Annotated in this window: 20 protein-coding genes and 1 riboswitch; of the genes, 19 read left to right on the top strand and 1 reads right to left on the bottom strand. The window is 66.5% G+C overall.

Translation table 11 applies throughout. The annotated features are described in order from the left end of the window. Positions 1-38: 38 nt before the first annotated feature. The 19 genes from M3G03_RS10970 to M3G03_RS10880 all read left to right on the top strand — a co-directional run bounded on the left by M3G03_RS10970 (position 39) and on the right by M3G03_RS10880 (position 24,441). Complete coding sequence (locus M3G03_RS10970; protein ID WP_259809839.1) at positions 39-2,258, top strand: NADP-dependent isocitrate dehydrogenase; 2,220 nt, start codon at positions 39-41, stop codon at positions 2,256-2,258. Between the two features lie 167 nt (positions 2,259-2,425). Then, positions 2,426-3,868, top strand: coding sequence for a hemolysin family protein (locus M3G03_RS10965; protein WP_396121949.1), 1,443 nt, complete (start codon positions 2,426-2,428; stop codon positions 3,866-3,868). After that, positions 3,861-5,111 (top strand): phosphotransferase family protein, encoded by a 1,251-nt coding sequence (locus tag M3G03_RS10960; protein ID WP_396121952.1) that lies wholly within the window; start codon positions 3,861-3,863, stop codon positions 5,109-5,111. The genes M3G03_RS10965 and M3G03_RS10960 overlap by 8 nt, the downstream gene beginning before the upstream one ends. A gap of 176 nt (positions 5,112-5,287) precedes the next feature. Continuing rightward, on the top strand, positions 5,288-6,430 hold the full coding sequence (locus M3G03_RS10955) for a BMP family protein (protein ID WP_396121948.1): 1,143 nt from the start codon (positions 5,288-5,290) through the stop codon (positions 6,428-6,430). A gap of 143 nt (positions 6,431-6,573) precedes the next feature. After that, a complete protein-coding gene (locus M3G03_RS10950; protein WP_396121947.1) occupies positions 6,574-8,247 on the top strand; it encodes an ABC transporter ATP-binding protein in 1,674 nt (557 codons plus the stop codon). Between the two features lie 95 nt (positions 8,248-8,342). Then, positions 8,343-9,515, top strand: a complete 1,173-nt coding sequence (locus tag M3G03_RS10945) for an ABC transporter permease (RefSeq protein ID WP_311197544.1) — start codon at positions 8,343-8,345, stop codon at positions 9,513-9,515. Next, positions 9,512-10,867 (top strand): ABC transporter permease, encoded by a 1,356-nt coding sequence (locus tag M3G03_RS10940; RefSeq protein WP_311197542.1) that lies wholly within the window; start codon positions 9,512-9,514, stop codon positions 10,865-10,867. Before M3G03_RS10945 ends, M3G03_RS10940 begins: the two co-directional genes overlap by 4 nt. A gap of 8 nt (positions 10,868-10,875) precedes the next feature. Continuing rightward, on the top strand, positions 10,876-11,298 hold the full coding sequence (locus tag M3G03_RS10935) for a cytidine deaminase (RefSeq protein WP_396121951.1): 423 nt from the start codon (positions 10,876-10,878) through the stop codon (positions 11,296-11,298). Continuing rightward, positions 11,295-12,233, top strand: coding sequence for a ribonuclease HI family protein (locus M3G03_RS10930; RefSeq protein ID WP_259809831.1), 939 nt, complete (start codon positions 11,295-11,297; stop codon positions 12,231-12,233). Before M3G03_RS10935 ends, M3G03_RS10930 begins: the two co-directional genes overlap by 4 nt. Before the next feature lie 152 nt (positions 12,234-12,385). After that, entirely contained in the window at positions 12,386-12,709 is a 324-nt protein-coding gene (locus M3G03_RS10925; protein WP_259809827.1) for a hypothetical protein, read from the top strand. A gap of 83 nt (positions 12,710-12,792) precedes the next feature. After that, a complete protein-coding gene (locus M3G03_RS10920; RefSeq protein ID WP_259809825.1) occupies positions 12,793-15,048 on the top strand; it encodes a hypothetical protein in 2,256 nt (751 codons plus the stop codon). After that, complete coding sequence (locus M3G03_RS10915) at positions 15,041-15,715, top strand: ABC transporter ATP-binding protein (protein WP_259809823.1); 675 nt, start codon at positions 15,041-15,043, stop codon at positions 15,713-15,715. The genes M3G03_RS10920 and M3G03_RS10915 overlap by 8 nt, the downstream gene beginning before the upstream one ends. A gap of 26 nt (positions 15,716-15,741) precedes the next feature. Further along, positions 15,742-15,882: riboswitch (FMN riboswitch) on the top strand. Between the two features lie 72 nt (positions 15,883-15,954). Further along, a complete protein-coding gene (locus M3G03_RS10910; protein WP_259809820.1) occupies positions 15,955-16,809 on the top strand; it encodes an ABC transporter permease in 855 nt (284 codons plus the stop codon). A gap of 29 nt (positions 16,810-16,838) precedes the next feature. Next, entirely contained in the window at positions 16,839-17,849 is a 1,011-nt protein-coding gene (locus M3G03_RS10905; RefSeq protein WP_259809819.1) for an ABC transporter substrate-binding protein, read from the top strand. Between the two features lie 10 nt (positions 17,850-17,859). Then, positions 17,860-19,653: a methionine--tRNA ligase gene (gene metG, locus M3G03_RS10900; RefSeq protein WP_259809818.1), complete on the top strand. Its 1,794-nt coding sequence runs from the start codon at positions 17,860-17,862 to the stop codon at positions 19,651-19,653. A gap of 60 nt (positions 19,654-19,713) precedes the next feature. Continuing rightward, on the top strand, positions 19,714-21,357 hold the full coding sequence (locus M3G03_RS10895; RefSeq protein WP_259809817.1) for a VWA domain-containing protein: 1,644 nt from the start codon (positions 19,714-19,716) through the stop codon (positions 21,355-21,357). Further along, positions 21,354-21,968 (top strand): 5-bromo-4-chloroindolyl phosphate hydrolysis family protein, encoded by a 615-nt coding sequence (locus tag M3G03_RS10890; RefSeq protein WP_259809815.1) that lies wholly within the window; start codon positions 21,354-21,356, stop codon positions 21,966-21,968. The genes M3G03_RS10895 and M3G03_RS10890 overlap by 4 nt, the downstream gene beginning before the upstream one ends. Beyond that, a complete protein-coding gene (locus M3G03_RS10885) occupies positions 21,965-23,107 on the top strand; it encodes a hypothetical protein (RefSeq protein ID WP_259809813.1) in 1,143 nt (380 codons plus the stop codon). Before M3G03_RS10890 ends, M3G03_RS10885 begins: the two co-directional genes overlap by 4 nt. 32 nt (positions 23,108-23,139) lie before the next feature. After that, positions 23,140-24,441, top strand: a complete 1,302-nt coding sequence (locus tag M3G03_RS10880) for a toxic anion resistance protein (RefSeq protein WP_259809811.1) — start codon at positions 23,140-23,142, stop codon at positions 24,439-24,441. A 123-nt stretch (positions 24,442-24,564) separates the two neighbouring features. Here M3G03_RS10880 and M3G03_RS10875 read toward each other — a convergent pair whose 3' ends face one another. Beyond that, a complete protein-coding gene (locus M3G03_RS10875; protein WP_396121946.1) occupies positions 24,565-25,182 on the bottom strand; it encodes a uridine kinase in 618 nt (205 codons plus the stop codon). Between the last annotated feature and the right edge of the window lies 1 nt (position 25,183).

The following is a 25,183-nucleotide window of genomic DNA, read 5'->3' as shown; positions in this document are numbered from 1 at the left end:
AGTTTGGGGAGCACAAGGCCAAGCTCTGAGGAGAGACCATGTCGCAGACCATCCACTGGACCAAGATTGACGAGGCCCCGGCCCTCGCCACCTACTCGCTGCTGCCGATCGTGCAGTCCTTCCTGAAGGGTTCCGACATCGACGTCGAGACCTCCGACATCTCCTTGGCCGGACGCATCCTGGCGCAGTTCCCCGAGCGACTCAACGAGGACCAGCGCGTTGAGGACAACCTGGCCAAGCTCGGTGAGCTGACCCTTCGCCCCGAGGCCAACATCATCAAGCTGCCCAACATCTCCGCCTCGGTGCCCCAGCTCAAGGCCGCCATCGCCGAGCTGCAGTCGCAGGGCTTCAACCTGCCCGACTACCCGGAGAACCCGGGCACCGACGAGGAGAAGGAGATCGCCGAGCGCTACGCCAAGGTGCTGGGCTCCGCGGTCAACCCCGTCCTTCGTGAGGGCAACTCTGACCGTCGTGCGCCCCAGTCGGTCAAGAACTTCGCGAAGAAGAACCCTCACCGCCTCGGCGCCTGGGAGGCCGGCAACAAGGCCCGCGTCGTCTCCATGACCGAGGGCGACTTCTACGGCAACGAGCAGTCCGTGGTCACCGAGAAGGCCACCACCCTCGCCATCACCCTCAAGGGGGCCGACGGCTCCGAGACCGTCCTCAAGGACGGCATCAAGACCCAGGACGGCGAGATCGTCGACGGCACCTTCATGAGCGCCAAGGCCCTGCGCGCCTTCTACGCCGCCCAGGTGGACGCAGCCAAGGCTGAGGACCTGCTGCTCTCCCTGCACCTCAAGGCAACCATGATGAAGGTCTCCGACCCGGTCCTGTTCGGCCACGCCGTCAGCGTCTTCTATGCCCCTGTGTTGGAGAAGTATGCCGACCAGCTCGCCACGATCGGGTTCAACCCCAACCAGGGCATCGGCGACCTCTACGGCAAGCTCGACCAGCTCGACGAGGCCACCAAAGCCGCCATCATCGCCGACATCACCGCCCTCTACGACGAGCGTCCGGCCCTGGCCATGGTGAACTCCGACAGGGGCATCACCAACCTGCACGTCCCCAGCGATGTCATCATCGACGCCTCGCTCCCGGTCGTCGTCCGCGACTCCGGCACCATGTGGAATGCCAAGGGTGAGCAGCAGGAGACCCTGGCCATGGTTCCCGACCGCTCCTACGGCCCGATGTACCAGGCCCTCGTCGAGGAGCACAAGGCCCACGGTGCCCTGGACCCGTCCACCATCGGCTCGGTGCCGAACGTCGGTCTGATGGCCCAGAAGGCCGAGGAGTACGGCTCCCACCCGACCACCTTCGTGGTCCCGGCCGACGGCACCGTCGTGGTGACCGACGCCGAGGGCAAGGAACTGATGAGCCACCAGGTCGAGAAGGGCGACATCTGGCGGATGAGCCGGGTCCGTGACCTGCCGATCCAGGACTGGGTCAAGCTGGCCGTCACTCGAGCCCGCGCCACCGGCGCCCCGGCGGTCTTCTTCCTCGACGAGAAGCGCCCCCACGACGCGAACGTGATCGACAAGGTCAACAGGTACCTCCGCGACCATGACACCGACGGCCTGGAGATCAAGATCCTGCCCCCGGTCGAGGCAATCACCTACTGCCTGACCCAGATCCGCCAGGGCAAGGACGCCATCTCGGTGACCGGCAACGTCCTGCGCGATTACCTGACCGACCTGTTCCCGATCCTGGAGCTCGGCACCTCGGCCAAGATGCTCTCGGTCGTCCCGCTGCTCGCCGGAGGTGGCCTCTTCGAGACCGGTGCCGGTGGCTCGGCCCCCAAGCATGTGCAGCAGTTCGTCGAGGAGGACTACCTGCGTTGGGACTCCCTGGGTGAGTTCTCCGCGTTGGGAGCCTCCCTGGAGCACGTCGCCGCCACCACCGACAATGCGAAGGCCAAGGTGCTCGCGGACGCCCTCGACAAGGCGATCGGCACCTTCCTCGATGAGAACAAGTCCCCGGCCCGCCGGGTGGGCCAGATCGACAACCGCGGCAGCCACTACTACCTGGCCCTCTACTGGGCCGAGGAGCTCGCCGCCCAGGATGAGGACGCCGAGTTGAAGGAGCGGTTCACCAGGGTCGCCAAGGAACTGCGCCAGAACGAGGAGAAGATCAACTCCGAGCTCATCGCCGTCCAGGGCGAGCCGGTCGACATGGGTGGCTACTACCACCCGTCCGCTGAGAAGACCGAGGCCGCCATGCGCCCCTCGCAGACCCTCAACGCGATCATCGACGAGGCCTGATTCCGGGGCCGCTCGCGACCGCACTGGCGCACAGGGGACGCCCACGGCATTCGCCGTGGGCGTCCCCCTTTCGGTGGTTCGTCTACATTGGGACCTGTGACGAGAGGTACCTCTATCGACTGTGACAGTCCCCGGCCCCTGGCCTGCACGCTGGGCGAGGGGCACGTGTGATGGGAACCCTGGCAAACATTGGCCTGATCTTCCTCTTCATCCTCATCGGTGGGGTCTTCGCTGCCGCTGAGATGGCGTTGGTCTCCCTGCGCGACTCGCAGGTGAAGCAGCTCTCCTCCCGAGGCAAGCGCGGGCAGACGCTGGCGAAGCTGACGGCCAACCCGAACCGCTTCCTCTCCGCAGTCCAGATCGGAGTGACCCTGGCGGGTTTCCTGTCGGCCTCCTTCGGTGGCGCAACTCTCGCTGGTGAACTGGCCCCCGTGCTGGTGCGCATCGGCGTGCCCGAACTCCTGCTGGGGATGAAGTTCGCCCAGACCCTGTCGCTGGTCCTCATCACGATCATCATCAGCTACTTCTCGATCGTGCTCTCGGAGCTGTCGGCCAAGCGACTGGCGATGCAGCGGGCCGAGGGGATCGCGATGGGCCTGGCGCCGCTGGTTGATGGCATCGCCACCATCAGTGCGCCGTTGATCTGGTTCCTGGGCAAGTCGACCGATGTGGTGGTGCGCATCCTGGGCGGTGATCCGCAGGCCTCTCGCGAGGAGGTGAGCGATGAGGAGATTCGGGCGATGGTGTCCGGCTCCCAGACCCTGGGTGATGAGGAACGCCAGATCGTGGACGAGGTCTTCGACGCCGGTTCCCGGTCGTTGCGTGAAGTGATGGTCCCGCGTACGGAGGTCGACTTCCTGGCCGGCGACATGCCCGCCTACAAGGCCGTTCGCTATGTCCAGGGGGCGCCGCACTCCCGTTATCCGGTCACCGATGGCGGCCCTGATCGGATTGCCGGCTTCCTGCATGTCCGCGACCTGATGGACCTGGACCCCGACACTAGGACCGTGCCGGTGCGGCAACTGGCGCGTCCGGTGGTCTCGCTGCCCGACACCGTCAAGGTGCTGCGTGCGCTGACCGACATGCGCCGGCAGGGTGCGCACCTGGCGATCGTGCTGGACGAGTACGGCGGCACCGCCGGCATCGTGACCCTCGAGGACCTCATGGAGGAATTGGTCGGCGACATCACCGACGAGTACGACGTCGTGGACGAGCAGATCCAGAGCCACCAACAGCTTCGTGACATTGACGGGCTGATGACCCTGGAGGCCTTCGAGGAACGCTCCGGGTACGTGATGCCCGAGGGGCCCTATGACACGGTCGCCGGCTACTTCATGGCGCAGTTGGGGCAGGTGCCCGGGCTCGGCGACTCGATCGAAGTGGTCCTGGAGCGGAGCCCCTCAGCCGATCCCGAGCTTCCCGAGACCTGTGGCTACCGCTTCACAGTCATCGAGCTCGACGGGCGCCGCGCGTCCTGGCTCGACGTCGTGCGCCTCGACGGCAGCTCGCCCCCGCCCGGGGCCGGGGCAACCGCCGTCAACCCGTCAACCACGCCGGACTCCACGCAGCCTGCGACTGCGGACGTGATAGAAAAAGCTGAGCATCAGTAAGGGGGCATCGGTGGTAGCGGGACCGCATCGGCAGGGTGACGACGGTTCACGCCTGTTGGCGTCCCGTGACGTGGGGGACCTGCTCGAGGCAGCGACCCACCACGCCGGCGGTGAACTGTTGCGCTGGCAGATGGACCACATCGATGCCCACCCCGGTCACTCCACCACCGCGACCTATGCCGCGCGTGTCCGCTGGCCCTATGGGGAACGTGACGAGCTGCTGGGCGTGAGCGCCCGCATCGGCCCCCGCACCGCGACCGACAACCGCGCCGACATCTTCGCCGATGGCGACCGTGAGGTCGCTGTCTGGCTCTACCCCAAGGACCCGGACCTGCCCGGGCTGATGCGCGCCGCCTACCCCGAGCGGATGGCAGAACTGGTCAACGAGTACAACCTGGTCGGCCGCCCGGTGAGCGCCAGCCAGATCAGTCTGGCGATGATCGGCTACCGGCCGCGGCGTCGTGCAGTGCTGCGAATGGATGTGGCCAACCCGGCGGAGACCTTCTACGTCAAGGTGCAGCGCCAGAAACAGTTCGAGGAGGTGCTGCTGCGCCACAACCTCCTGCTGGAGGCCGGCGTCCCTGCACCCGTGGTGGCGGCCGCCACCCCCGAACACCTGCTGGTGCTCAAGGAACTGGACGGCCGATCACTGGCCCGGGCGATCTTCGACCCCACCGACCCCTGCACCGCCGAACAACTCATCGAGATCCTGGACCAGATGCCCGCCAGCGCCGCCCAGCTGGAACGCCGCCCACCCTGGACCGATGCCGTCGCCCACTACGCGACCATGGTCGAGGCGGCCATGCCCAGCCAGAAGTCGCGGCTGGACTGGATGGTCCACCAGATCGAGCAGGGCCTGGTCGGCATCGAGCCCGGCAATGAACCCACCCATGGCGACTTCCACGAGGGGCAGGTCTTCGTCAAGGATGGCCGGGTCTCGGGCATCCTCGACATTGACACCGTTGGCCCCGGGCGCCGCGCCGACGACCTGGCCTGCATGATTGCCCACCTGTCGACGGTGCAGCGGATGAACGCCGAGCAGGCTGGTCGCGTCCACCACCTCATCCGGACCTGGGTGCCGGTGTTCGACACCCGAGTCGACCCGGTGGAACTGCGACTGCGCGCCGCCGCCGTGATCATCTCCCTGGCCACCGGCCCCTACCGCGGCCAGGAACCCTCCTGGGAGGGGGAGACCATCGCCATCCTCGACTCCGCGGAGGCACTGGTTCGGCAGGTGAGCTGAGCTGCGTTGCAGGGCCGTAACGTTTGGCGCGGAAGGGCCCACCCGATGCGGTGCTCGGGTGAACATTTGGTTACAGTGATCTCGCTTCGGTCGCATCGTGCTCGTGGGTGGGCGCATGTGAGGTCGCAGGGGCGAACGGCCCCACAGTTCCATTTCCTGCTCAGGAGGCAGTTCACGTGAAGAAGCCCTTGCTCACGGCCTCGGCCATGATGGCCGCGCTCGCCATGACCCTCACCGCTTGTGCGGAGGCCCCCAATGCCGGGTCCACCTCCGGCTCCGACACCACCGCTGCGACCACCGCGCAGTCCACCGCCCAGAACACCTCCGGCGGCGGCTCGGACGACTTCAAGGCCTGCATGGTCTCCGACTCCGGTGGCTTTGACGACAAGTCCTTCAACCAGACCTCCTACGCCGGCCTCCAGAAGGCCGAGAAGGAGCTCGGCATCCAGACCGGCAAGGTCGAGTCCGCCGACACCAAGGACTTCAACACCAACATCAAGTCGATGATCGACGCCAAGTGCAAGATCATCGTGACCGTCGGCTTCCTCCTCTCCGATGCCACCGTCGCTGCCGCCAAGGCCAACCCCGACGTCCAGTTCGCGATCGTCGACGACAACCCCGCCTCGGCCAAGGGCCTGAAGAACTTCAAGCCGCTGGTCTTCAACACCGCTGAGTCCAGCTTCCTGGCCGGCTACTACGCCGCTGCCTCCACCAAGACCGGCAAGGTCGGCACCTTCGGCGGCATGAAGATCCCGACCGTGACCATCTTCATGGACGGCTTCGCCCAGGGCGTGAAGTACTACAACGAGCAGAAGTCCAAGAGCATCCAGGTGCTGGGCTGGGACGTCGCCAAGCAGGACGGCCAGTTCGTGCCCGAGCCCAAGCCCTTCGAGAACATCGCCGGTGGCAAGAACACCGCCCAGAACCTGGTCTCCCAGGGCGCTGACATCCTCTTCCCGGTTGCCGGCCCCGCCGGCCAGGGTGGGCTGCAGGTCGCCAAGGAATCCGGTGGCAAGGTCAGCGCCATCTGGGTGGACACCGACGGCTGCGTGAGCGCCGCTGAGTACTGCTCCAGCATTCCGACCTCGGTCTACAAGGGCATGGACGTTGCCGTCTTCGAGGCCATCAAGGCCGCCAAGGAGGGCACCTTCAGCTCTGAGCCCTACGTCGGCACCCTGAAGAACGAGGGCACCGGCATTTCCCCCTTCCACGAGTTCGACAGCAAGGTCCCCGCTGAGCTGAAGACCGAGCTCGAGCAGGTCAAGAAGGACATCATCGACGGCAAGATCAAGGTCACCTCGGCCTCTGCCCCCAAGTGATGAGTCGCTGACGACCAGCAACCACGACCCCTCGCCACCTCAGGTGGCGAGGGGTCACATGGTGTCGGGGCCAACAGCTAGGCTCTGACGAGTTGGGGGCGTGGGCGCCCCCTCGGCAGGACACCGTCTGGAAGGAAGCCACAGTGCAGACGACAACGGGCGCCACCGCGGCGCCAGACCGCGCGGACGCCCCGGGCGGCGCGTCCGGGGCGCCACCCCTGACCAACGGCCTGAGCCTGCGCGGCATCACCAAGCGCTTTGGCGCACTGACGGCCAATGACCACATCGACCTGGACATCGTGCCAGGGCGCATCCACTGCTTGTTGGGTGAGAACGGCGCCGGCAAGTCGACACTGATGAACGTGCTCTACGGTCTGCTGGACGCTGACGAGGGCGCGATCTACATCGATGGCATCGAGCAGCATTTCCGCAACCCGCGCCAGGCCATGGGGGCGGGCATTGGCATGGTCCACCAGCACTTCATGCTCGTCGACGTCTTCACCGTCGCCGAGAACCTGGTCCTCGGACGCGAGGAGGGGGCGCTGGGCACCCTCAGCATGCGGGCGGCACGTCGGAAGGTGCGTGAGCTCTCCGATCGCTACAAGCTGGACGTGAACCCCGACGCCGTGGTCGAGAACCTGCCAGTCGGCGTCCAGCAGCGGGTGGAAATCCTCAAGGCGCTCAGCCACGACGTCCGTTTCCTGGTCTTCGACGAGCCCACCGCCGTGCTCACCCCCCAGGAGATTGACGAGCTGATGCTGATCATGCAGGCGCTGCGTGACGAGGGCAAGGCGATCGTCTTCATCACCCACAAGTTGCGCGAGGTGCGCGCCATCGCCGACGACATCACCGTGATCCGCCGCGGGAAGGTGGTGGGGGAGGCTGAACCCTCCGCCTCGGAGTCCGACCTGGCGGAGATGATGGTGGGCCGCTCGGTGAGCCTTCGCGTCCAGAAGCAGGAGCCGACCCTGCGCGATGTCCGCCTGCAGGTCTCCGACCTCAGCGTCGCCGACCCGAGCGGTGCCGTCGTGGTCGACGACGTCAGCTTCGAGGTGCACGGCGGGGAGATCCTCTGCATCGCCGGCGTCCAGGGAAATGGCCAGTCCGAGCTGGTCGAGGCCATGCTCGGCACGATGCCGGTCATGTCCGGCTCGGTGAGCATTGATGGACGCGACACCACCCGCGCCACGCCGGCCCAGACCATCGAGGCCGGCCTGGGCTTCGTCCCCGAGGACCGCCAGCACGACGGTTTCGTCGGCAGCTTCTCGGTCGCGGAGAACCTGGTCCTCAACCAGGTCGACAACTACGCCAGCACCGGCACCCTCAAGCTCGGAGCCATCGCCGACAACGCCCGGCACCGGGTCAACGAGTTCGACATCCGCACAGGATCCATCGGCCAGCCGGTGAGCTCGCTGTCGGGCGGCAACCAGCAGAAGGTGGTGCTGGCACGCGAGCTGTCCCGCCCGTTGTCGGTGCTGATCGCCAGCCAGCCGACCCGTGGCGTGGATGTGGGCGCCATCGAGTTCCTGCACCAGCGGCTCGTCGCCGAGCGTGATGCGGGCACCGCCGTGGTGATCGTGTCCACCGAACTGGACGAGATCGAGGCCCTCGCCGATCGGATTGCCGTGATGAACCGCGGTCGTGTCGTCGGCATCGTCCCCTCAGGGACCCCGCGCGAGGTGCTCGGCCTGATGATGGCCGGCATCAATGAGGAGGAGGCCCGCGCCGAAGTCGAGGGCGCGAGCAGGCCCGAGGACGCCGACAGCCCGGTCGATGTGGTCGATGCCGGAAGCGACATCAAGGAGGAGGAACGGTGAGCCAGAACGAGAACGAGACCTCCGACGTCGACCAGGCACGCGAGGACGAGGCCCAGGCCAAGGCCGTCACCCAGGAGGACGCCAGCGCGTCCGGCATGACCCGACCGAAGGTGCCCTGGAGCGAGGTGGCGGTCACCGCTTCCGCCTTCGTGCTGGCCTTCCTCGTCGGCGCCATCCTCATGGTCGTCTCCGATGCGGAGATCATGGCCAAGTACAAGTACTTCTTCGCCCGCCCCAGCGATGCCCTGGGCGCCAGCTGGGACAAGATCTCCGGGGCCTACAGCGCTCTGTTCGACGGGGCACTCGGTGACTGGCAGGCGATCACCCACACCACCGCCCAGGCGGCGCCGCTGATCTGCGCCGGCCTCGGTGTGGGCCTGGCCTTCCGCGCCGGCCTGTTCAACATCGGTGGCCAGGGGCAGGCGATCATGGGCGCCATCGCCTCGGCCTGGGTCGGGTTCTCGATCCACGGGCTGCCCCTGGTGCTGCACCTTCCGCTGGCCATTCTGGCCGGTGTGCTCGCAGGTGGGCTGTGGGGCGGCATCGTGGGCGTCCTCAAGGCCCGTGCGGGTGCCCATGAGGTCATCGTGACGATCATGATGAACTACATTGCTGCCGGCACCCTGGCCTGGCTGCTCACCACCAAGGCCTTCCAACGCCCCGGGCGCGCCGACCCGATCTCGCCCGAGGTCGACTGGACCGCGACCTTCCCACGGCTTGCCGGCTCACAGCTGCACATGGGCTTCGTCGTCGCGCTGCTGGCGGCGGTCCTGGTCTGGTGGATCATGGAGCGCACCACGCTGGGCTTCCGCATTCGAGCGGTGGGAGCCAACCCACACGCCTCAGCGACGGCAGGCATGTCGGTGCCCAATGTCACCGCCGTGACCATGGCGCTGTCGGGCGCCCTGACCGGTCTGGCCGGTGTGCAGGCTGCCCTCGGCCCGCTGGCCGGCGCCATGCCGACCCCGCTCTCGGGCAACCTGGTCGGCACCATCGGCTTTGACGCCATCACCGTCGCCCTGCTGGGCCGCTCGCGTCCGCTGGGCACCGTCCTGGCCGGGCTGCTCTTCGGCGCCATGCACGCCGGCGGCTTGAGGATGCAGTCCATCGCCGACACTCCGCTGGACCTAACCTATGTGCTGCAGGCACTGATCGTGCTCTTCGTGGCCGCCCCGCTGCTGGTGCGCACCCTGCTTCCCTTCCTCAAGGGACGCCGTCGCCGCCCCGCCGCCGCTGCTGCCGCCACCGCTGAAGGAGGACTCGCATGAGCACCGCCGTGGCCCCCACCGTGAACGGCGGGGCCCCCGAGGAGGCCCACGTCACCGAGACCGGCGAAGTCGTCCTGCGCTCCACGGAGTCCCGCGAAGCACGCACCCACCGCATCAGCATGGGCGTCCTGCTGACGCTGCTGGGCCTGGTGCTGGTGTGGCTGTCGTTCTCGACGAAGGGAACCGCCGAGTTCGCGCTCTCGGACGCGTTCGCCGAGAAGAAGCTGCCCACCCTCAGGCTGCCGGGCCTTCCGGTCGTCATCACCTGCGCGGTGATCCTGCTGGCGATCGGCCTGGCGTTCATCCTCGTCCGCATTCGCGGGGCGCTGACCGGCTGGCTCGGGACGCTGGCAGGCCTCGCCCTGGCGATCGGCTTCCTCACCTGGGCGGCGGCCGGTCGTGGCCTGCCCTTCCAGGTGGCCAACCAGCTCAACGGCACCATCCTGCTGGCGACGCCCCTGGTGCTGGGCGCCCTGTGCGGCATCATGTGCGAGCGTGCCGGCGTGGTGAACGTCGCCATCGAGGGCCAGATGCTGGTGGCGGCCTTCACCGCCGCTGTGGTCGGCTCGAGCACCAAGTCGATCACCTTCGCCATCATCGGTGCCGTGATCGCCGGCGTGCTGATGGCAGCCATGCTGGCCCTGTTCGCGATCCGCTACCTCGTCGACCAGGTCGTACTCGGCGTGGTGATCAACCTGTTCGCCTCCGGCCTGACCGGCTTTCTGTTCAACCAGCTGGTGCAGCCGAACTCGGCGAAGTGGAATGCTGCGCCGACGATGAAGGCCATCGACCTGTCGAGGTGGACCACGAAGATCCCCGGCATCGGTGACACCGCCGGCATGCAGTTCATCAGCACCCTGTTCAGCCAGACCGTGCTGGTCTACATCGCGATCCTCTCGGTACTCGTCTGCTGGTTCGTGCTCTACCGCACCAAGTGGGGCCTGCGGATCCGCTCGGTCGGCGAGCATCCCAAGGCCGCCGACACGGTGGGCATCAACGTCCACGCGATCCAGTGGAGCGCAGTCCTCTTCGGCGGCGTCTTCGCAGGCCTCGGTGGCGCCTTCTTCACCGTCGGCTCGATCGGCGCGTTCAACAAAGACATCACCGTCGGCAACGGCTTCATCGCCCTGGCCGCGGTGATCATGGGACGCTGGCACCCCGTGCTCGCCTCGATCATCGCGCTCTTCTTCGGCTTCATCACCCAGATGGCCACCCAGCTGCAGACCCTGAGCACCCCGATGCCCAGCCAGTTCCTGCTGATGCTGCCCTACATCGCCACGATCATCGCGGTCGCCGGACTGGTGGGACGCGTGCGAGCCCCTGCGCACGACGGCGTCCCCTACGTGAAGTGAGGCCTGCTGTGGACCAGACCGACTACCCCTGGGACGAGTTGCGGGCCCGGGCCGTTGAGATCTCCGTCCGCGCCTACGTGCCCTACTCCCGGTACCCGGTGGGGGCCGCGGCGCTGGTGGACGACGGACGCATCGTGGCCGGCTGCAATGTCGAGAACGCCGGGTACGGGGTGACCCTGTGCGCTGAATGTGGTCTGATCTCAGATCTCGTCGCCGGCGGTGGCGGTCGCCTGCTGGCCTTCGTCTGCGTGAACCGCGATGCCGACCTGATCATGCCCTGTGGGCGCTGTCGGCAGCTCTTGTGGGAACACGGCGGGGCAAGCCTCCAGATGTGGACCCCCGAGGGCATCAGGACCATGGACCAGGTCCTTCCCCAGGCCTTCGGGCCCGATGACCTCGAGCAGGTCCGGCCCAGGTCCGGCCGTCCATGATCACTGCTGCTGCTGACGGCTCGGCCCTGTCCAACCCCGGCCCAGCGGGCTGGGCCTGGTATGTCGACGAGGATCGCTGGGCCGCCGGCGGCTGGCCGCATGGCACCAACAACATGGGCGAGCTGATGGCCGTCCTGGACCTGTTGCGCCAGACGGCCCACCTCGATGACGAGCTGCATGTGCTCTGCGACTCCCAGTACGCCATCAACTGCATCACCAAGTGGACGCCCGGCTGGAAGCGCCGTGGCTGGCGCAAGGCCGACGGCAAGCCGGTGATGAACGTGGAGATCCTGCAGGAACTGGACGCCGCCATGGAGGGGCGCCGGGTCAGTTTTGAGTGGGTCAAGGGCCATGCCGGGCATGCCATGAACGAGCGTGCGGACGAACTGGCCCGCGCGGTGGCGACGGCCTATCGCGACGGCACCGAGATCCAGCACGGGCCGGGCTTCGGCGTGGTGACCGCCGGTGACTCCGTGAGCACCCCCCCCGGCAGCGTGCAGGACGAGGACCTGTTCTCGATTGCTGCAGACCTGGCGTCGGAGGAGAAGCCCAACCCCACGCCGGAGTTCTCGGCGTCCGAGGTGCTCGGCGCCGCCGCCGGCCTGCAGGCTGAACTCGTCGCCCGGACCCGGGAACTGCTTGACGCCACGACGCGCACCAGTCCGCTGAAGCTTTTTGAGCTGCTGCACCCCGACTGCGTGCGGCATGACTCCTCGGGGCGCATCCACACCTACCAGCGGATGATGCAGGGCTTGAAGCCCCTGGAACTGCAGCCTCGTGTTGATGTGCTCGGCCTTGAAGAGCTCGCCGACGGGGTGGTGCTGCTGCGTTGGCGGCTCACCCTGGGGTCACGCCGCCAGGTGGTCAGCTCGCTGTGGCAGCAGGTCGATGGCAACTGGCGCTTGAGGTTTGAACAGACCACGCCGGTGCTCTGAAGGTTCACCCAGTGTTTGCTGTGGAGATTCCTTGAATTCACCTTGGGGGGGGAGTATCGAGGTACCCGGGTTCGAAGTGACAACGATGTTCCATTGAACCGAAAGGTCGAATAATGCGATTCCTGAAATACGCAGCTGCGGCTGTAGTAGCCGTGGGTTCTCTTGGTGCCTCCACGGCGATGGCGGGGGTGCCTGGCGCCAGCGATTGCGCGGACAAGCTGGCATGCGTCTACGCCAATCCCAACTTCATCACCAAGTATGAGCACAAGGGCGGGGGTGCTGGCCTCACCAACGCCACGGCCGACAACGTCATGTCCTCCTTCGCCAACAAGACCTACTACAACGGTGCCTGGTACATGGGGTTCGATGGTAGGAGCAGCTGTTACAACATGTTCAAACGCTCCACCACGCATGAACTGAGTTCCTGGCAGAACGACAAGATGAGCTCCTGGCGCATGGATCACGGTTGCCGGTGAGTCTCCATCCAGTCTGGACGCAGGTCCGTCCGCAACTACGCGCGATGCTGGTTGCGGGCGGCTCCGCGATGGTGGCGGCCTTGGTGGCCAGCGTGTTCCTGGTCTTCGGTCGCAGTACCGCGGTGATGCAGCTGTGGCTGCTGGGGGACTACGGGGCGAGCCACGACTTCGCACAGAGCATCCAGCCCGGCCGAGCGACCAATGTCGAGAAATGCTCTGGCGTTTCCGATTCGTTGTGCGTTGCCAACTGGGGGTCGCCTCCTCCGAGCGCCGTGGAGTTCCAGCGCCTCGCGGACGGAGGTACTTACAGAACCTTGGACAAAACGGTCACCTTCCTTGAGGCGGCGTGGGGGCCGCGGAATCGGCTGGGGTATGAGTTGATCGCTGGTCGCTGGCCTGCAGCAGACGGCGAGGCGGTCGTCAGCGACGGTCTGGAGGGAACCTCACACATCACTGCTTGGGGGGAACGCATCAACCTCAGGGTGGTGGGGGAGGTGCGCCGTAAAGGATGGCGGGACACCAACGAGGTGCTCGTCTTTCCGGGGTCGATTGGTCACGACCCGCGAGGAGGGCTTGAACTGACGGGGATGCAAGCCCTGGTCACGGCCTACTTCGATGGAAGCCCCGACGTCGTCCTTCCAAAGCTGTCGCGTTCCCTGGGCCAGCCGGTGCCCCAACACCCTTTCGTGCGAACGCGGGAAGGGATGGGCTGGACTGCCTTTGACAACAAGACTGCGCTGCTGATGGTGCTTCCCGGCGCGCTCCTGGCGTTGGCTGGCGGCTTGGCTTCGGGCTTCATGCTGGCTGGGTGGCGTCGAAGTACGGAAGCAGCCTTGTTTCGGCAGGGTGTCCCGCGCCACCTCACCCGGGGTTGGATCCGGCGGGCTCAGATGCGTGGTCTCCTTGTCGCGGTTCCCCCGGCCGTCGTTCTGGGCTTCGGGGCAGGGTGGCTCCTGAAACCGCTGGTCCAGTACCTCATGAGGCAGCCGGTGAGTTCACCGTCCTGGAACAACTGGCTCTTGCTGCTGCCAGTCCTGATCTTTGTTGGCTCGCTTCTCGGTGTAGCCGCGGGCCGCGAGCGTGCACCATCGGCGCCGAGCCCCACGCCAGCTCCAGCCACCCGACGATCGAGCTGGCGGCGGGGCTGCGCCTTCGTGCTCGCTGTGAGTGCACTGTGGGCGCAACCGCTGCTCGGAAACACACCAGACCTGGCGCGCTGGGTGAGCGGCGGCCTCCTGGCTGTGGGGCTCTCCCTGAGTGTGCCTGACCTGATTGCTCTGCTAGCGAGGGTTCCGCTGAAGCCAGTGCTGGTGCGCCTCGGGCAACGTCAGTTGGCCAGTGTTGCGCACCGACTCGGTTCAAGGCTGGTGGTGATCGCGGCTGCGCTGTCGGTGATCACGGTGATCCTGACGTCCTTGGGGGCGTCCTTCCGGGAGTTCAACCGCATGATGTCCGAGCAGACCGCGGTGCCACCAAACACCGTCATGATCAACAACCTGCCCGAGGTGCGCCCCCGCTTGGACGAGTGGCAAGAGAAGAGTGGTACTCGAGCAGTGGGCATCTGGTTCGGCCCGAATGACCAACGCGGTCTGCCGATTCTGGCTGTACAGACCATTGAAGACGCGAGTCTGGTTCTCGCCAGGCCCTTGACTGCCGCAGAACGCCAGGCACTGTCATCAGGTCACCTCCTGGCCGGGGCGGATGCGCCCCCAGAGGTCGAAGTCCAGCATGGTTCCAGGCCGAGCATTCCCACTCAGCATCTCAGTACGAATGCTCCGCTGCTGCGCCAGCGCGCCGGTCTCATGCTGTTGTCCACAATGCAAGCCTTGGCGCCGGTCGACAAGGATCCTGTGGAGTATCTCATGGGTGGAATGGCGGGCGACGTGACCAAAGTCGTAGAGGCCGCCACCTCCCTGGGGATCGGCCAGAGTTACTACACCGCTCCTTACGTTCCCCCGCCGTACAAGGGGACACCGGAGCAACGTCTGCAGCCATGGTTGCTGGGGTTGCTCTCAGCACTGGTGATGGGTTCGGTGCTCTCGGCGCTGGCTGTGCAGAGCCGTCCGGCGCAGGCCGCGATGCTGACCTTGGGAATGCCGTTGTCGGCGGCGCGCACACTGTTGTGGGCTCAATGCGGGGTGATCACCGTGGTCCTGGCAGCAGCGACTGTCCTACCCTCCATCCTCGGCTTGATGCTGGTCCGGTTCCAGGGGCAGAACCCCCTGCTGCCCTGGTCTTTCCTCGTCCGATCCTTCCTGTCGGTGGTGGGAGGCTCTGTCGTGGGTGCACTCCTTGGGTCGCTTCGTGTCAGTGTGAGGGAGAGGATGTCGAATGGCTGAGCTGGTGAGTCTCAGGCGCGTCAGCAAGAACTTCAGCACCGCTGTGGAAGAAGTGGTTGCGCTGGATGAGGTGTCGCTGGACATCGCCGAGGGGGACTTCGTGTGTGTCCAGGGACCTTCGGGTTCGGGCAAGACGACACTGCTCAACGTGGTTGCCGGGCTCGAAGTGGCTGACTCCGGTGAGGTTGTCGTAGCCGGTCAACACCTGGAAGGCATGGGCGAGTCCAAGCGAGCGCATCACCGACTACACCATGTCGGGATCGTCTTTCAGGACGACAACCTCATTCCTGAACTGACTGCGCAGGAGAACATTGAACTGCCGCTGCAAGCGCTGGGTATCCCGCTGGGGGCAACCGGTCAGCTTGCTCGCGAGGCGCTGGACAAGGTCAGCATCGGCCAGCTGGCAGATCGGCGTCCCGCAGAGATGTCGGGCGGTCAACGGCAGCGTGTCGGCATTGCCAGGGCGCTGGCTGGCGGCAGGAAACTCCTCCTGGCTGACGAACCCACCGGAGCGCTCGACAGCGCTACGAGCCGCGATCTCTTCAGCCTGCTTCAGCAGCTCAGCGGCGACGGGTACACGGTCTTGCTGGTCAGTCACTCTCCAGAGGCGGTCGATTATGCCTCTCGGGCCTTCACCATGACAGATGGTCGACTCGCTGCGGTGTGAGCCTGCCAACCCCTGCTAGGCTGGCAGAAATGTTCCGGGGTCGGTGAAAATCCGAACCGGCGGTCACAGTCCGCGACCCCCTCAGTCACGACGCGAGTCGTTGGTGGGGGGTTGAGCTGGTGGAATTCCAGCACCGACAGTCACAGTCTGGATGGGAGGAACATGCGCGTCCGGAGCGCAGGCATGCCTGCGTCCGTACGTTGTTGTGTGCCCCGGACCCGATGGACAGGCGGGGCACGATGGACGACCACCAGCAGCGGGTAGCGCGACGCTCCCGGGCGCGACAGTTCGCGCGCTGGGGCATTTGGTCCGCCTACCCCGCGCGCACCCGCCCCGGACGCATGAGTTCGGCGCCCTTCACGTTGGCCGTGCTGGTGACAGTGCTGCTGTGGTGGGGTGTCACCGCCTCCGGCGGCATTGACGCCCTCTACCTGCCCAGCCCGCTCGACGTCCTCGACCGCATGGTTAGCCAGGTCAGGCTGGGCCACGCCTGGCAGTACCTGCGCCCCACGCTGACGGCCGCCGTGCTGGGAGCCGGTATCGCGGCACTTGTCGGCGTCCCCCTGGGTGTGATGATCGCCCACTCACGGCTGCTGGCGGCGATCGCCGAACCCGTGGTCGCGATCTCGCAGACCATCCCGCTGGTCGCCATCGCCCCGCTGCTGGTGCTCTGGATCGGCTACGGGACGCTGCCGATCGCCATCCTGTGCGCCATCATCGCGTTCTTCCCCATGGTCACCACCACCGTGGTCGGTTTCCGCGGCCTCGACATGCGGCTGGTCGACAACGCGCTGCTGGACGGGGCCAACGCCTGGCAACGGCTAACGCAGGTCGAGTTCCCGATCGCAGCCCCCGCCGTCCTCGCGGGCGTCCGTGGGGGAGTGGTGCTGGCGATGACCGGTGCCGTGGTCGGTGAACTCGTCATGGGCGGCTCCGGCATCGGGACGCTGCTGACCCTCTACCGGGAGGCCGCCGATACCGCCGGCGTCTTCGCCGTCGTTGCCTGGACCAGCGGCGCCGCACTCCTGCTCTACGGACTGGTGCTTCTCGTCGAACGTGCCGCCGTTGCCCGGATCCAGGGCGAGAACCTCTGACCTGCCCCCAACCCCACAGGAGAACCTGGATGATCACTCGACGCGGAGCACTCACCGGCATACTGGCGGCCGGCCTGGGGACGGCACTGGCCGGCTGCACCAGGAAGGATTCCAGTCCCACCTCGACCATCGTGGACGGGGACCTGATCACGATCGGGCTGACCTACATCCCCAACATCCAGTTCAGCCCCTTCTACGTGGCCACGAAGGAGCGCATGTTCGACGCCGAGAACGTGCGCGTCGAACTGCGCCACCACGGCCAGCAGGAGGAGGTCTTCGGGGCCCTGCTCAAGGGCAAGGAACAGGTCGTCTTCGCCTCCGCCGACGAGGCCATGGTCGCCGCCAGCACCAAGAAGGGCGTCAAGGGCCAGTCGTTGGCCACCTTCGCCACCGCCTACCAGACCTACCCGATCGAGGTGATGGGCCTGAAGCCCGCCGCCGACCTGTCCGCGCTCAAGGGAGCGAGCCTGGGCATCCCGGGCCACTACGGCTCCAGCTACTACGCCGCGCTGGCCGCGATCCACCAGGCCGGGCTCACGGAGAAGGACGTCACGCTCGTCGACATCGGCTACACCCAGCTCACGGCCCTGACCACCGGCAAGGTCGACTTCATCATGGGTTTCCGCAACAACGAGCTGGTCCAGTTGAAGGCTCAGGGCACGAAGGTGACCAGCCTCCCGATCTCGGACGCCAGTAGCCCGCAGCTGGTCGGGCCCAGTCTGGTCGACAGGTCGGACAGTGGCCCGGACAAGTCCGTCCTGGCCAGGATCGCGACCGTCATGCAGAAGGCGGAGGAGGCGATCGTCGCCGATCCCCAGATCGCCCTTGACGCCACCGCCGAGCACGTCCCGGCCCTGGCGGACAAGAAGCAACAGCAGGCAGCGCGGGGCGTCCTGGAGTCAACGATGGAGATGTGGAAGAAGAGTGGCAAGCCCAGCGTGGCGGTGGACCAGAAGGCGTTCACGCGGATGGGGAAGTTCCTCCAGAGGGCGGGCGTCATCGAGGAGCCGCCGGCGAACCCGGTGTTGTCACTGCTCTAGGATTGAGCGCATGTGTGCCAACGTTCTCGCCGCCGTCGCGTGGCCGTATGCCAACGGTCCCCGACACATCGGCCATGTCTCCGGATTCGGTGTCCCCTCCGACGTGTTCAGTCGCTTCATGCGCATGTCGGGTCACCGGGTCCTGATGATCTCCGGCTCCGACGAGCACGGCACCGCCATCCAGGTGAAGGCCGACCAGGAGGGTCTGACCGCAGCACAGACGGCAGACAAGTACCACACCATCATCTGCCACGACCTGCAGGGGCTGGGCCTGTCCTACGACCTCTACACCCGCACCACCACCGCCAACCACCGCGAGGTCGTGCAGGAGGTTTTCCGCACCCTGCACCGCAACGGCTACATCGTGAGCAAGACCCAGATGGGCGCCATCTCGCCCTCGACCGGCCGGACGCTGCCGGACCGCTTCATTGAGGGCACCTGCCCCCACTGCGGCTACGAGGGTGCCCGCGGCGACCAGTGCGACAACTGCGGCCGCCAGCTCGACCCGATCGACCTGAAGAACCCGCGCTCACGCATCAACGGTGAAACCCCCGAGTTCCGCGAGAACGAGCACTTCTTCCTCGACCTGCCCGCCCTGGCGCAGCAGCTGGAGACCTGGCTCAACGACCGCACCGACTGGCGTCCCAATGTGCTGGCGTTCAGCCACAACCTGCTCAAGGAGCTGCGCCCCCGCGCAATCACCCGCGACCTCGACTGGGGCATCCCCATCCCCGTGGAGGGCTGGGAGGACAACCAGATGAAGCGCATCTACGTCTGGTTCGACGCCGTGATCGGTTACCTGTCGGCCTCCATCGAATGGGCCCGCCGCTCGGGCAACCCTGACGCCTGGAAGGACTTCTGGCACGAGGAGCGCGCCCGCAGCTACTACTTCATGGGCAAGGACAACATCGTCTTCCACTCCGTCATCTGGCCCGGCATCCTGCTCGGCGTCAACGGTGAAGGCTCCAAGGGCGGTGAGCTGAGCCCTCTGCTGGGACGCCTGGACCTGCCCACCGAGATCGTGTCTTCTGAGTTCCTCACCATGCGCGGGTCAAAGGTCGCCAGCTCCCGCGGTGCCTCCATCTTCGTGGGTGACTTCCTGCGCGAGTTCGGCCCCGACGCCCTGCGCTACTTCATCGCGGTCGCCGGCCCGGAGAACCAGGACACCGACTTCACCTGGGAGGAGTTCGTTCGCCGCACCAACTTCGAGCTCGCCAACGAGTGGGGAAACCTGGTCAATCGCTCCATCTCGATGGCGCACAAGAATGTCGGTGCGATCCCGGCGGCGAACGAGCTGGAGGACATCGACCGCGAGCTGCTCGACGCCTCGGCAGGAGCCTTCACCACCGTCGGCGAGCTGCTGGAGCAGTGCAAGTTCAAGGCCGCCATCACCGAAGCGATGCGGATCGTCTCGCTGGCCAACAAGTACCTCTCCGACACCGAGCCGTGGAAGCTGAAGGACAACCCGGCCCGCCGCGAGACCGTGCTGCACGTGGCGCTGCAGGTGGTCCAGGACTGCAACACCCTGCTCACCCCCTTCCTGCCGCACGCCTCACAGAAGATCTTCGAGGCCCTCGGCGGCCAGGGCACCTGGGCGGCCATGCCGCAGCTGGAGGAGGTCAGTGAGGGCGAGTCAACCTACACGGTGCTGCGCGGGGACTACACGACTGAACTCGGGAAGTGGACCTCCACCCCGATCGAGGTTGGGCGTCCTCTGGCCAAGCCCAGCCCGCTGTTCGCCAAGCTGGACGAGAAGCTCGCCGAGACCGGCCCGGAGTGGGCTCCCATCACGCCGATCGCCTGAGCCCTGCCGCACGCGGTGGCCGTTCACCAGAATGACACTGCGATCGGCTACAACTGAGGTATGAAGGTTGCCCGCTGGCCACGATTCCGCGCCGGTGCGGCGCTCCTCGCCCTGCTGCTGGTGCTCTCCGCGTGCACCGGCGGCGGGGGTGGTGGCCAGGGCGGTGGGAAGACTGACCCAGCCACAACCCTGAGCATCGTCGCCGGGTCCGAGCAGCGCTCGGTGCTGGAACAAGTGGTTGCTCCCTGGTGTGACCAGCAGGGCTACCACTGCACGTGGAAGCTGCTCGGCTCGGTGGACCAGGCGCGGCTGGTGCAGAACAAGTCGACCGACCACGACGCCTACTGGTTCGCGTCCAGCGTGTTCAGCCAGCTGGGGAACAGCGACGGGCAGCTCACCCAGGTGAAGCCGATGTTCCTGACCCCGGTCGTCTACGCCGGGTTCAAGCCGGTGATGGAGAAACTCGGCATGGTCGGTCGCGATGTGACCGCCGCCGAGATCATCACCTCGGTGGAGAAGAAGACGGTCACCACGTGGGCGACCAACCCGACCCAGTCCAATTCCGGTGCGACCACATTGTTCAGCTTCTTGAACCACTTCGCCGGGAACCCGCCGGGGCAGGCGCTGACCCAGCAGCAGCTGAACAGCGACAAGGTCGTCACAGGGATGCAGACCTTCATCCGCTCCATCGATCGGACCCCGCCCTCGACCGGCACCATGATGGACCAGTGCCTGGAGAACGCTGACATCTGCCAGACCATGTTCACCTACGAGGACCTGGTCATCGAGAAGAACAAGGAACTGGTCGACCAGGGCCGCGATCCGCTCTATGTGGTCTACCCGCGCGGGGCGATGGCGATCTCGGACGCACCGCTGGGCTTCTCCGACCACGGCCAGGAACAGGTTGGGGCCAAGAAGGAGATCTTCACCAAGCTGCAAAGCTACCTGCTCTCCGACCAGGAGGCCCGCGCCAAGCTGCTGTCCCTGGGTCGTCGACCGGCTGGTGGCGTGGGGCTCAGCCTGAGCAATCCCGACACTTCGGTCTTCAACCCGGACTGGGGGATCAAGGCCAACCTGCGCGAACAGGGGGTCACCTATCCGGCGGGCCCCGTGATCGAGCAGGCCCTGGACATGTACCACACGCGTTTCCGGAAGCCGGTGCACATCTTCTACTGCCTGGACGGCTCGGGATCCATGAAGGAGAACAACGGCTGGAATGGGGTCGAGGAGGCTGCTGGGGCCCTGTTCGACCCGGTTCAGGCGCGACGGAACCTGTTGCAGACCGGGCCGGAGGACCTCACCGGGGTGGCCGTGTTCAATGGCGGTATCGCCGCCGGGCCCTGGTCGGTCAAGGGCAATCAGGACAAAGATCTGCTCGGCCTGCGCGAGAAGATCGTGGCCCATGAACCCGGCGGTGGCACCGACATGTACTCCTGCCTGGAGCGGGCCGCCCAGGAGCTGGCTTCCAGCCCGAGGACGCTGAAGAAGCTCATCGTGGTGATGTCTGATGGCAAGTCCGGGGACCGCCATCGCTCCCGGGCGCTGTCCACGGTCACATCGCTCGGCGCGCCGGTGATCAGCATCGCCTTCGGCGAGGGCGCCGACCCGGGACAGCTGGAGGAGATCGCGAAGGAGACCGGCGGCTCGTTCGTGCAGAAGGATGACATGGTCCAGGCCCTGCGGGAAGCGGCCGGTTACAAGTGAGGAAGAACTCCACCCTCTGGGCTGCGGTGGCTGCGGTCATCGTCTTCGTGATGATGTTCGCAGCCCTGAACGGGGCCACCGACGTGATCAGACTGGCCGGTCCGGCGGTGCTGGCGCTGCTGGCCGCCTTCGGGACCCGCCTGGCGCTCGCTCGCACCCCGGCACAGATCACCGATGAGACCTACCGGGAGGACTCCCGCGAGCTGGTCGGCGAGTGCCTGGGGCTGGTGGAACAGATTCGCAAGGCTGCCCGCGAGGTGGGCTCCCCGAGCCTGCGCGCCCAGGTGGACCGGGTCGCCCAGGTGGTGCCCGAACTGCTGCGCCGGGTGGAACGCACCTCGCCCACCTCGCTGTACTCCTCAGCCAGCCAGTTGAGGGAACACCTCACCAGCCTGCGTGGGGTGGTGGCCACCTATGCGGACATCGAGGCGCACCCGGCCTTCTATGAGCGCGCCGACCAGCAGTTGGTGGCCGGTGAGCAGGCCGTCAAGCGTTTCGTCGACTTCACCCTGGACAACATTCGTCTCGTCAACCAGGGCGACGTGGCCACCTACCAGTCACACCTGGCCACCGTCGCCCCACCCGAGATGCCGAAACTGGAGCAGCAATGAAGAATGCCAAGTCGCTGATCGGTCTGGTCGTCCTGGTCCTGGTGCTCGTCCTGGGTGGTGCGCTCTACCTGTGGGCGAAGAATGACCCGGCAGCCAAAAAGCCGGAGCCGCCGAAAAAGACCACCATCACCTGCGCTGGGGGCTCGGAGAAGACCGAACTCATGGCCGACCCCGAGGTGGTCAAGCTGCTCGACGAGAAGTTCGGGCTGAGGGTGAACTTCGTCCCGATGGGCTCCTACAAGCAGGTGCTGATGTCGAGTGAGGACATCAGGGCCAAGGGCTTCAACTGCCTGTGGCCCTCCTCGGAATCGGCGCGCAGCGTCTTCGAGTCCAGGCACAAGGGGGCATTCCCCGGCTACCGGGCGGCGAATGTGCTGCAGTCGCCCGAGGTGGTCTATTCCGGCCCCCAGGCGACCGGTGCGCTGACGAAGGCTGGACTGGTCACCGAGGCCGGGGGCGTCCAGACCCTCGACATCAAGAAGCTGCTGGTCGAGAACGTCCTGAAGAACACGACCTGGCAGTCACTCAAGGCCGGTGACCTGGCCGGGCCAATCCGGATCCGCAGCACCGACGCGCGTACGTCGAACTCCGGCTTCACCATGGCCCAGCTGCAGCTGACCGTCATCGCCACCGAGGATGCTGCCAACCCGCCCACTCTGGCTGAGGCCCGCAAAGCGCTCCCGACCATGCGACGGCTCTACGAAACCTCCGGGCTGCAGGCGGCCAGTTCAGATGACGGCTTTCGGCAATGGCTCACCCAGGGCGGGGAGTACTCCGCGCCCCTCTACGCGGGCTATGAGAACCAGCTGCTGCAGCAGTGGATCAAGTCCGGCAAGGACGCGAGCCTGACCAAGGACGTCACGATGCTCTACCCGAGCCCCACCATCTACTCCGACCACCCGGTGCTCGCCCTTGACGCCGACGGCGCCCGCCTGATCCAGGCCGTTCAGGACATCGAGGTCCAGAAGATCGCCTGGAGTCGCTACGGCTTTCGCTCGGCGGTCAACGCCGGCCTGAACGACCTGACGGCATTCGAGGGGATGAAGCTGTCCAAGCGAGTCCGCACCATCCCCGCCCCGAACTCCGAGGTCACCCTGGCGATGATCGATTGTCTCGACAACGCCGCCAAATGCTCCTGACCCCCTGACCGCCATGTCTCCTGGAGGATCCCATGTCTGAGATGTCGATCGACTTCAGCGCCATCACCGGCGCACCCGCCCAGCCCGAAGGCGCCGCTGAGAGCGGAGTCGCGGCGCTCGCCGAACGTGCCGCACAGGGGGCTGGCTCCGCAGAGCTGTCCTGCCTGGCGATGCTGAGTCCTGCCCAGCAGCAGCAGGCACGCACGGTCGCGAAGCAGCAGTTCCCCGCGATGCTGGACGACACCGACAAGCTGGCCACCTTCGGCGACCAGGCCCTGGCCGCTCTGAACGCTCAGGTCAACCGCATCTTCACCGAGGTGGGCCCGGTGAGGATTCCGGAGCTGACCGCGATCATGCACCAGATCAACGACCGGATGCGGGCCTTCCGCCACAACTATGACCCCGCCGACCCCAGGGTCCGCGAGACCTTCGACCGGTTCATGGACTCGGTGCGCGGGGTGTTCCGCCGGGGCCGCGACATTGTGCAGATGCTCTTCGAGGAGGCCCGTTCCGTGGAGCAACAGTTGGACCGGGTCGCCGGACAGCTGTCCAGCAAACAGATGGAGCTCAAGCGCACTGTGGTGCTCTGCGACGAGCTCTACAAGGCCAACGAGGCGGCCATCAGCCAGTTGGTGGGCGTGATCGCGGTGATGGAGGCCGTGCTGGAGGAGGCACGCGACCACGCCGATTCCCTTGTCGTCGATCCCTCCCTACCCGACCATCGGGGAAAGCAGGAGGAGCGGGCTCGCGTCACCGACCTGATGATGGCTCTGCAGACCCGAATCAACGAGTTCCAGCAGCGGCTCTTCGTGGCCTGGTCGACCAGCCCCCAGATCCGCAACATTCGTTCCCTGCACTACGGGTTGGGGCAGCGTCTGGCGTTGTTGGTGAACCTCACCATCCCCACCATGAAGCTCACCATCGCGCAATGGGGGCTGCTCCTCCAGGCCCAGCAGGCGGCCGGTCTGCAGCAGGCGGTCTCGGACGGTGCGAACGAGGTGCTGTCCGCCTACGCGCAGGCGTCCGGGCGGTCGGTGGGGGAGAGCTCACGCCAGATGCAGACCCCGACCCTGCGCCCCGAAACGATCCTGGACGTGGCGGCCTCCCTGGACGTGCAGGCCACCGCCATCGAGGACGCGGTGCGCTATGGCGAGCAGGCCCGCCAGCAGGTGGTCGGGGCGATCGTGACCGCCCAGCAGGCCATGACAGCCACCACCGACCGGCTGGGAGCCACGGTCAGCGAGTTGGTGGCCACCAGCCAGCGCACCGTGCAGCTTCCTCCCGCTCCGCCGCTGCCCGAGGCGGTCATGGAGCAGGCGCCTGGGAGGATGTAGCAGTCACGGAACCACCTTTCCCTTCCACGCTAGGCGGGAGGTCGGAGAGGCACCATGTGGCGGCGTAAACCATGTGGATGACGTCACCCTGTGGGGTGCCAGCCGCCTCTGGGGCCCGGCCGGTCAGCCGAAGCGGCGGATCGCGGCAGCGGCGTCCTGCATCGAGTAGGGGGTGAACCCCCTCGCCAAGGCACTGCGGCGGAGTTCTGGCTCGTGACGGGCCAGTGCCAACCCGCGGCGCACCAGGACGCCCGGGGCCTTGCGCCGTTGGCGCAGGTCACGCTGGAGGCGGCGGGCGAAGTTGAACCAACGCGGGCGGTCCAGCCAGATGGCGACCACGTCGAGACCCACGGCTCGGCAGGGCTCCAGCAGGTCGATCGCGAAAATGCCCTCCCCGATGACCGCTGTGGCGTCCCCCACCTCGAACTCGTGGGTGCCGACGGCCCGATTGCTGGAGATCTCGTAGCTGGGGAGGGTGGCGCGCCCGGTGCGGCAGATCTCCTCCAGGGCGCTGACGGCTGCCTGGAGGTTCCAGCTTCGCCGATCGTCCCAGTCGATGATGCGGGTGCCCCCGGGGAGCTCGGTCACCGGGAGGTCGGGATGGTCATCATCGAAGTAGAAGTCGTCGAGCTGGACCTGGGGAACGTCGGTCTGCCCAGACAGCCGCGACTTGCCGCTCCCCGAGGGGCCGGCGACCAGGATGAGGGTGCGCATGGGAGTGAGGGTAGCGAGTGTGCGCATA

Source organism: Aestuariimicrobium sp. p3-SID1156, from assembly GCF_025144225.1.
Classification (GTDB): Bacteria; Actinomycetota; Actinomycetes; order Propionibacteriales; family Propionibacteriaceae; genus Aestuariimicrobium.
The sequence above is the reverse complement of the archived record's forward strand: the minus strand, read 5'-3'. Positions and strand labels throughout refer to the sequence as shown.

Bases quoted from the DNA above. Each gene is read 5' to 3' on its own strand.
- M3G03_RS10970 (WP_259809839.1), top strand. From the start codon at position 39: ATGTCGCAGACCATCCACTGGACCAAGATTGACGAGGCCCCGGCCCTC.
- M3G03_RS10945 (WP_311197544.1), top strand. From the start codon at position 8,343: ATGACCCGACCGAAGGTGCCCTGGAGCGAGGTGGCGGTCACCGCTTCC.
- M3G03_RS10940 (WP_311197542.1), top strand. From the start codon at position 9,512: ATGAGCACCGCCGTGGCCCCCACCGTGAACGGCGGGGCCCCCGAGGAG.
- M3G03_RS10930 (WP_259809831.1), top strand. From the start codon at position 11,295: ATGATCACTGCTGCTGCTGACGGCTCGGCCCTGTCCAACCCCGGCCCA.
- M3G03_RS10915 (WP_259809823.1), top strand. From the start codon at position 15,041: ATGGCTGAGCTGGTGAGTCTCAGGCGCGTCAGCAAGAACTTCAGCACC.
- M3G03_RS10910 (WP_259809820.1), top strand. From the start codon at position 15,955: ATGGACGACCACCAGCAGCGGGTAGCGCGACGCTCCCGGGCGCGACAG.
- M3G03_RS10905 (WP_259809819.1), top strand. From the start codon at position 16,839: ATGATCACTCGACGCGGAGCACTCACCGGCATACTGGCGGCCGGCCTG.
- metG (WP_259809818.1), top strand. From the start codon at position 17,860: ATGTGTGCCAACGTTCTCGCCGCCGTCGCGTGGCCGTATGCCAACGGT.
- M3G03_RS10895 (WP_259809817.1), top strand. From the start codon at position 19,714: ATGAAGGTTGCCCGCTGGCCACGATTCCGCGCCGGTGCGGCGCTCCTC.
- M3G03_RS10885 (WP_259809813.1), top strand. From the start codon at position 21,965: ATGAAGAATGCCAAGTCGCTGATCGGTCTGGTCGTCCTGGTCCTGGTG.
- M3G03_RS10880 (WP_259809811.1), top strand. From the start codon at position 23,140: ATGTCTGAGATGTCGATCGACTTCAGCGCCATCACCGGCGCACCCGCC.
- M3G03_RS10875 (WP_396121946.1), bottom strand. From the start codon at position 25,182: ATGCGCACACTCGCTACCCTCACTCCCATGCGCACCCTCATCCTGGTC.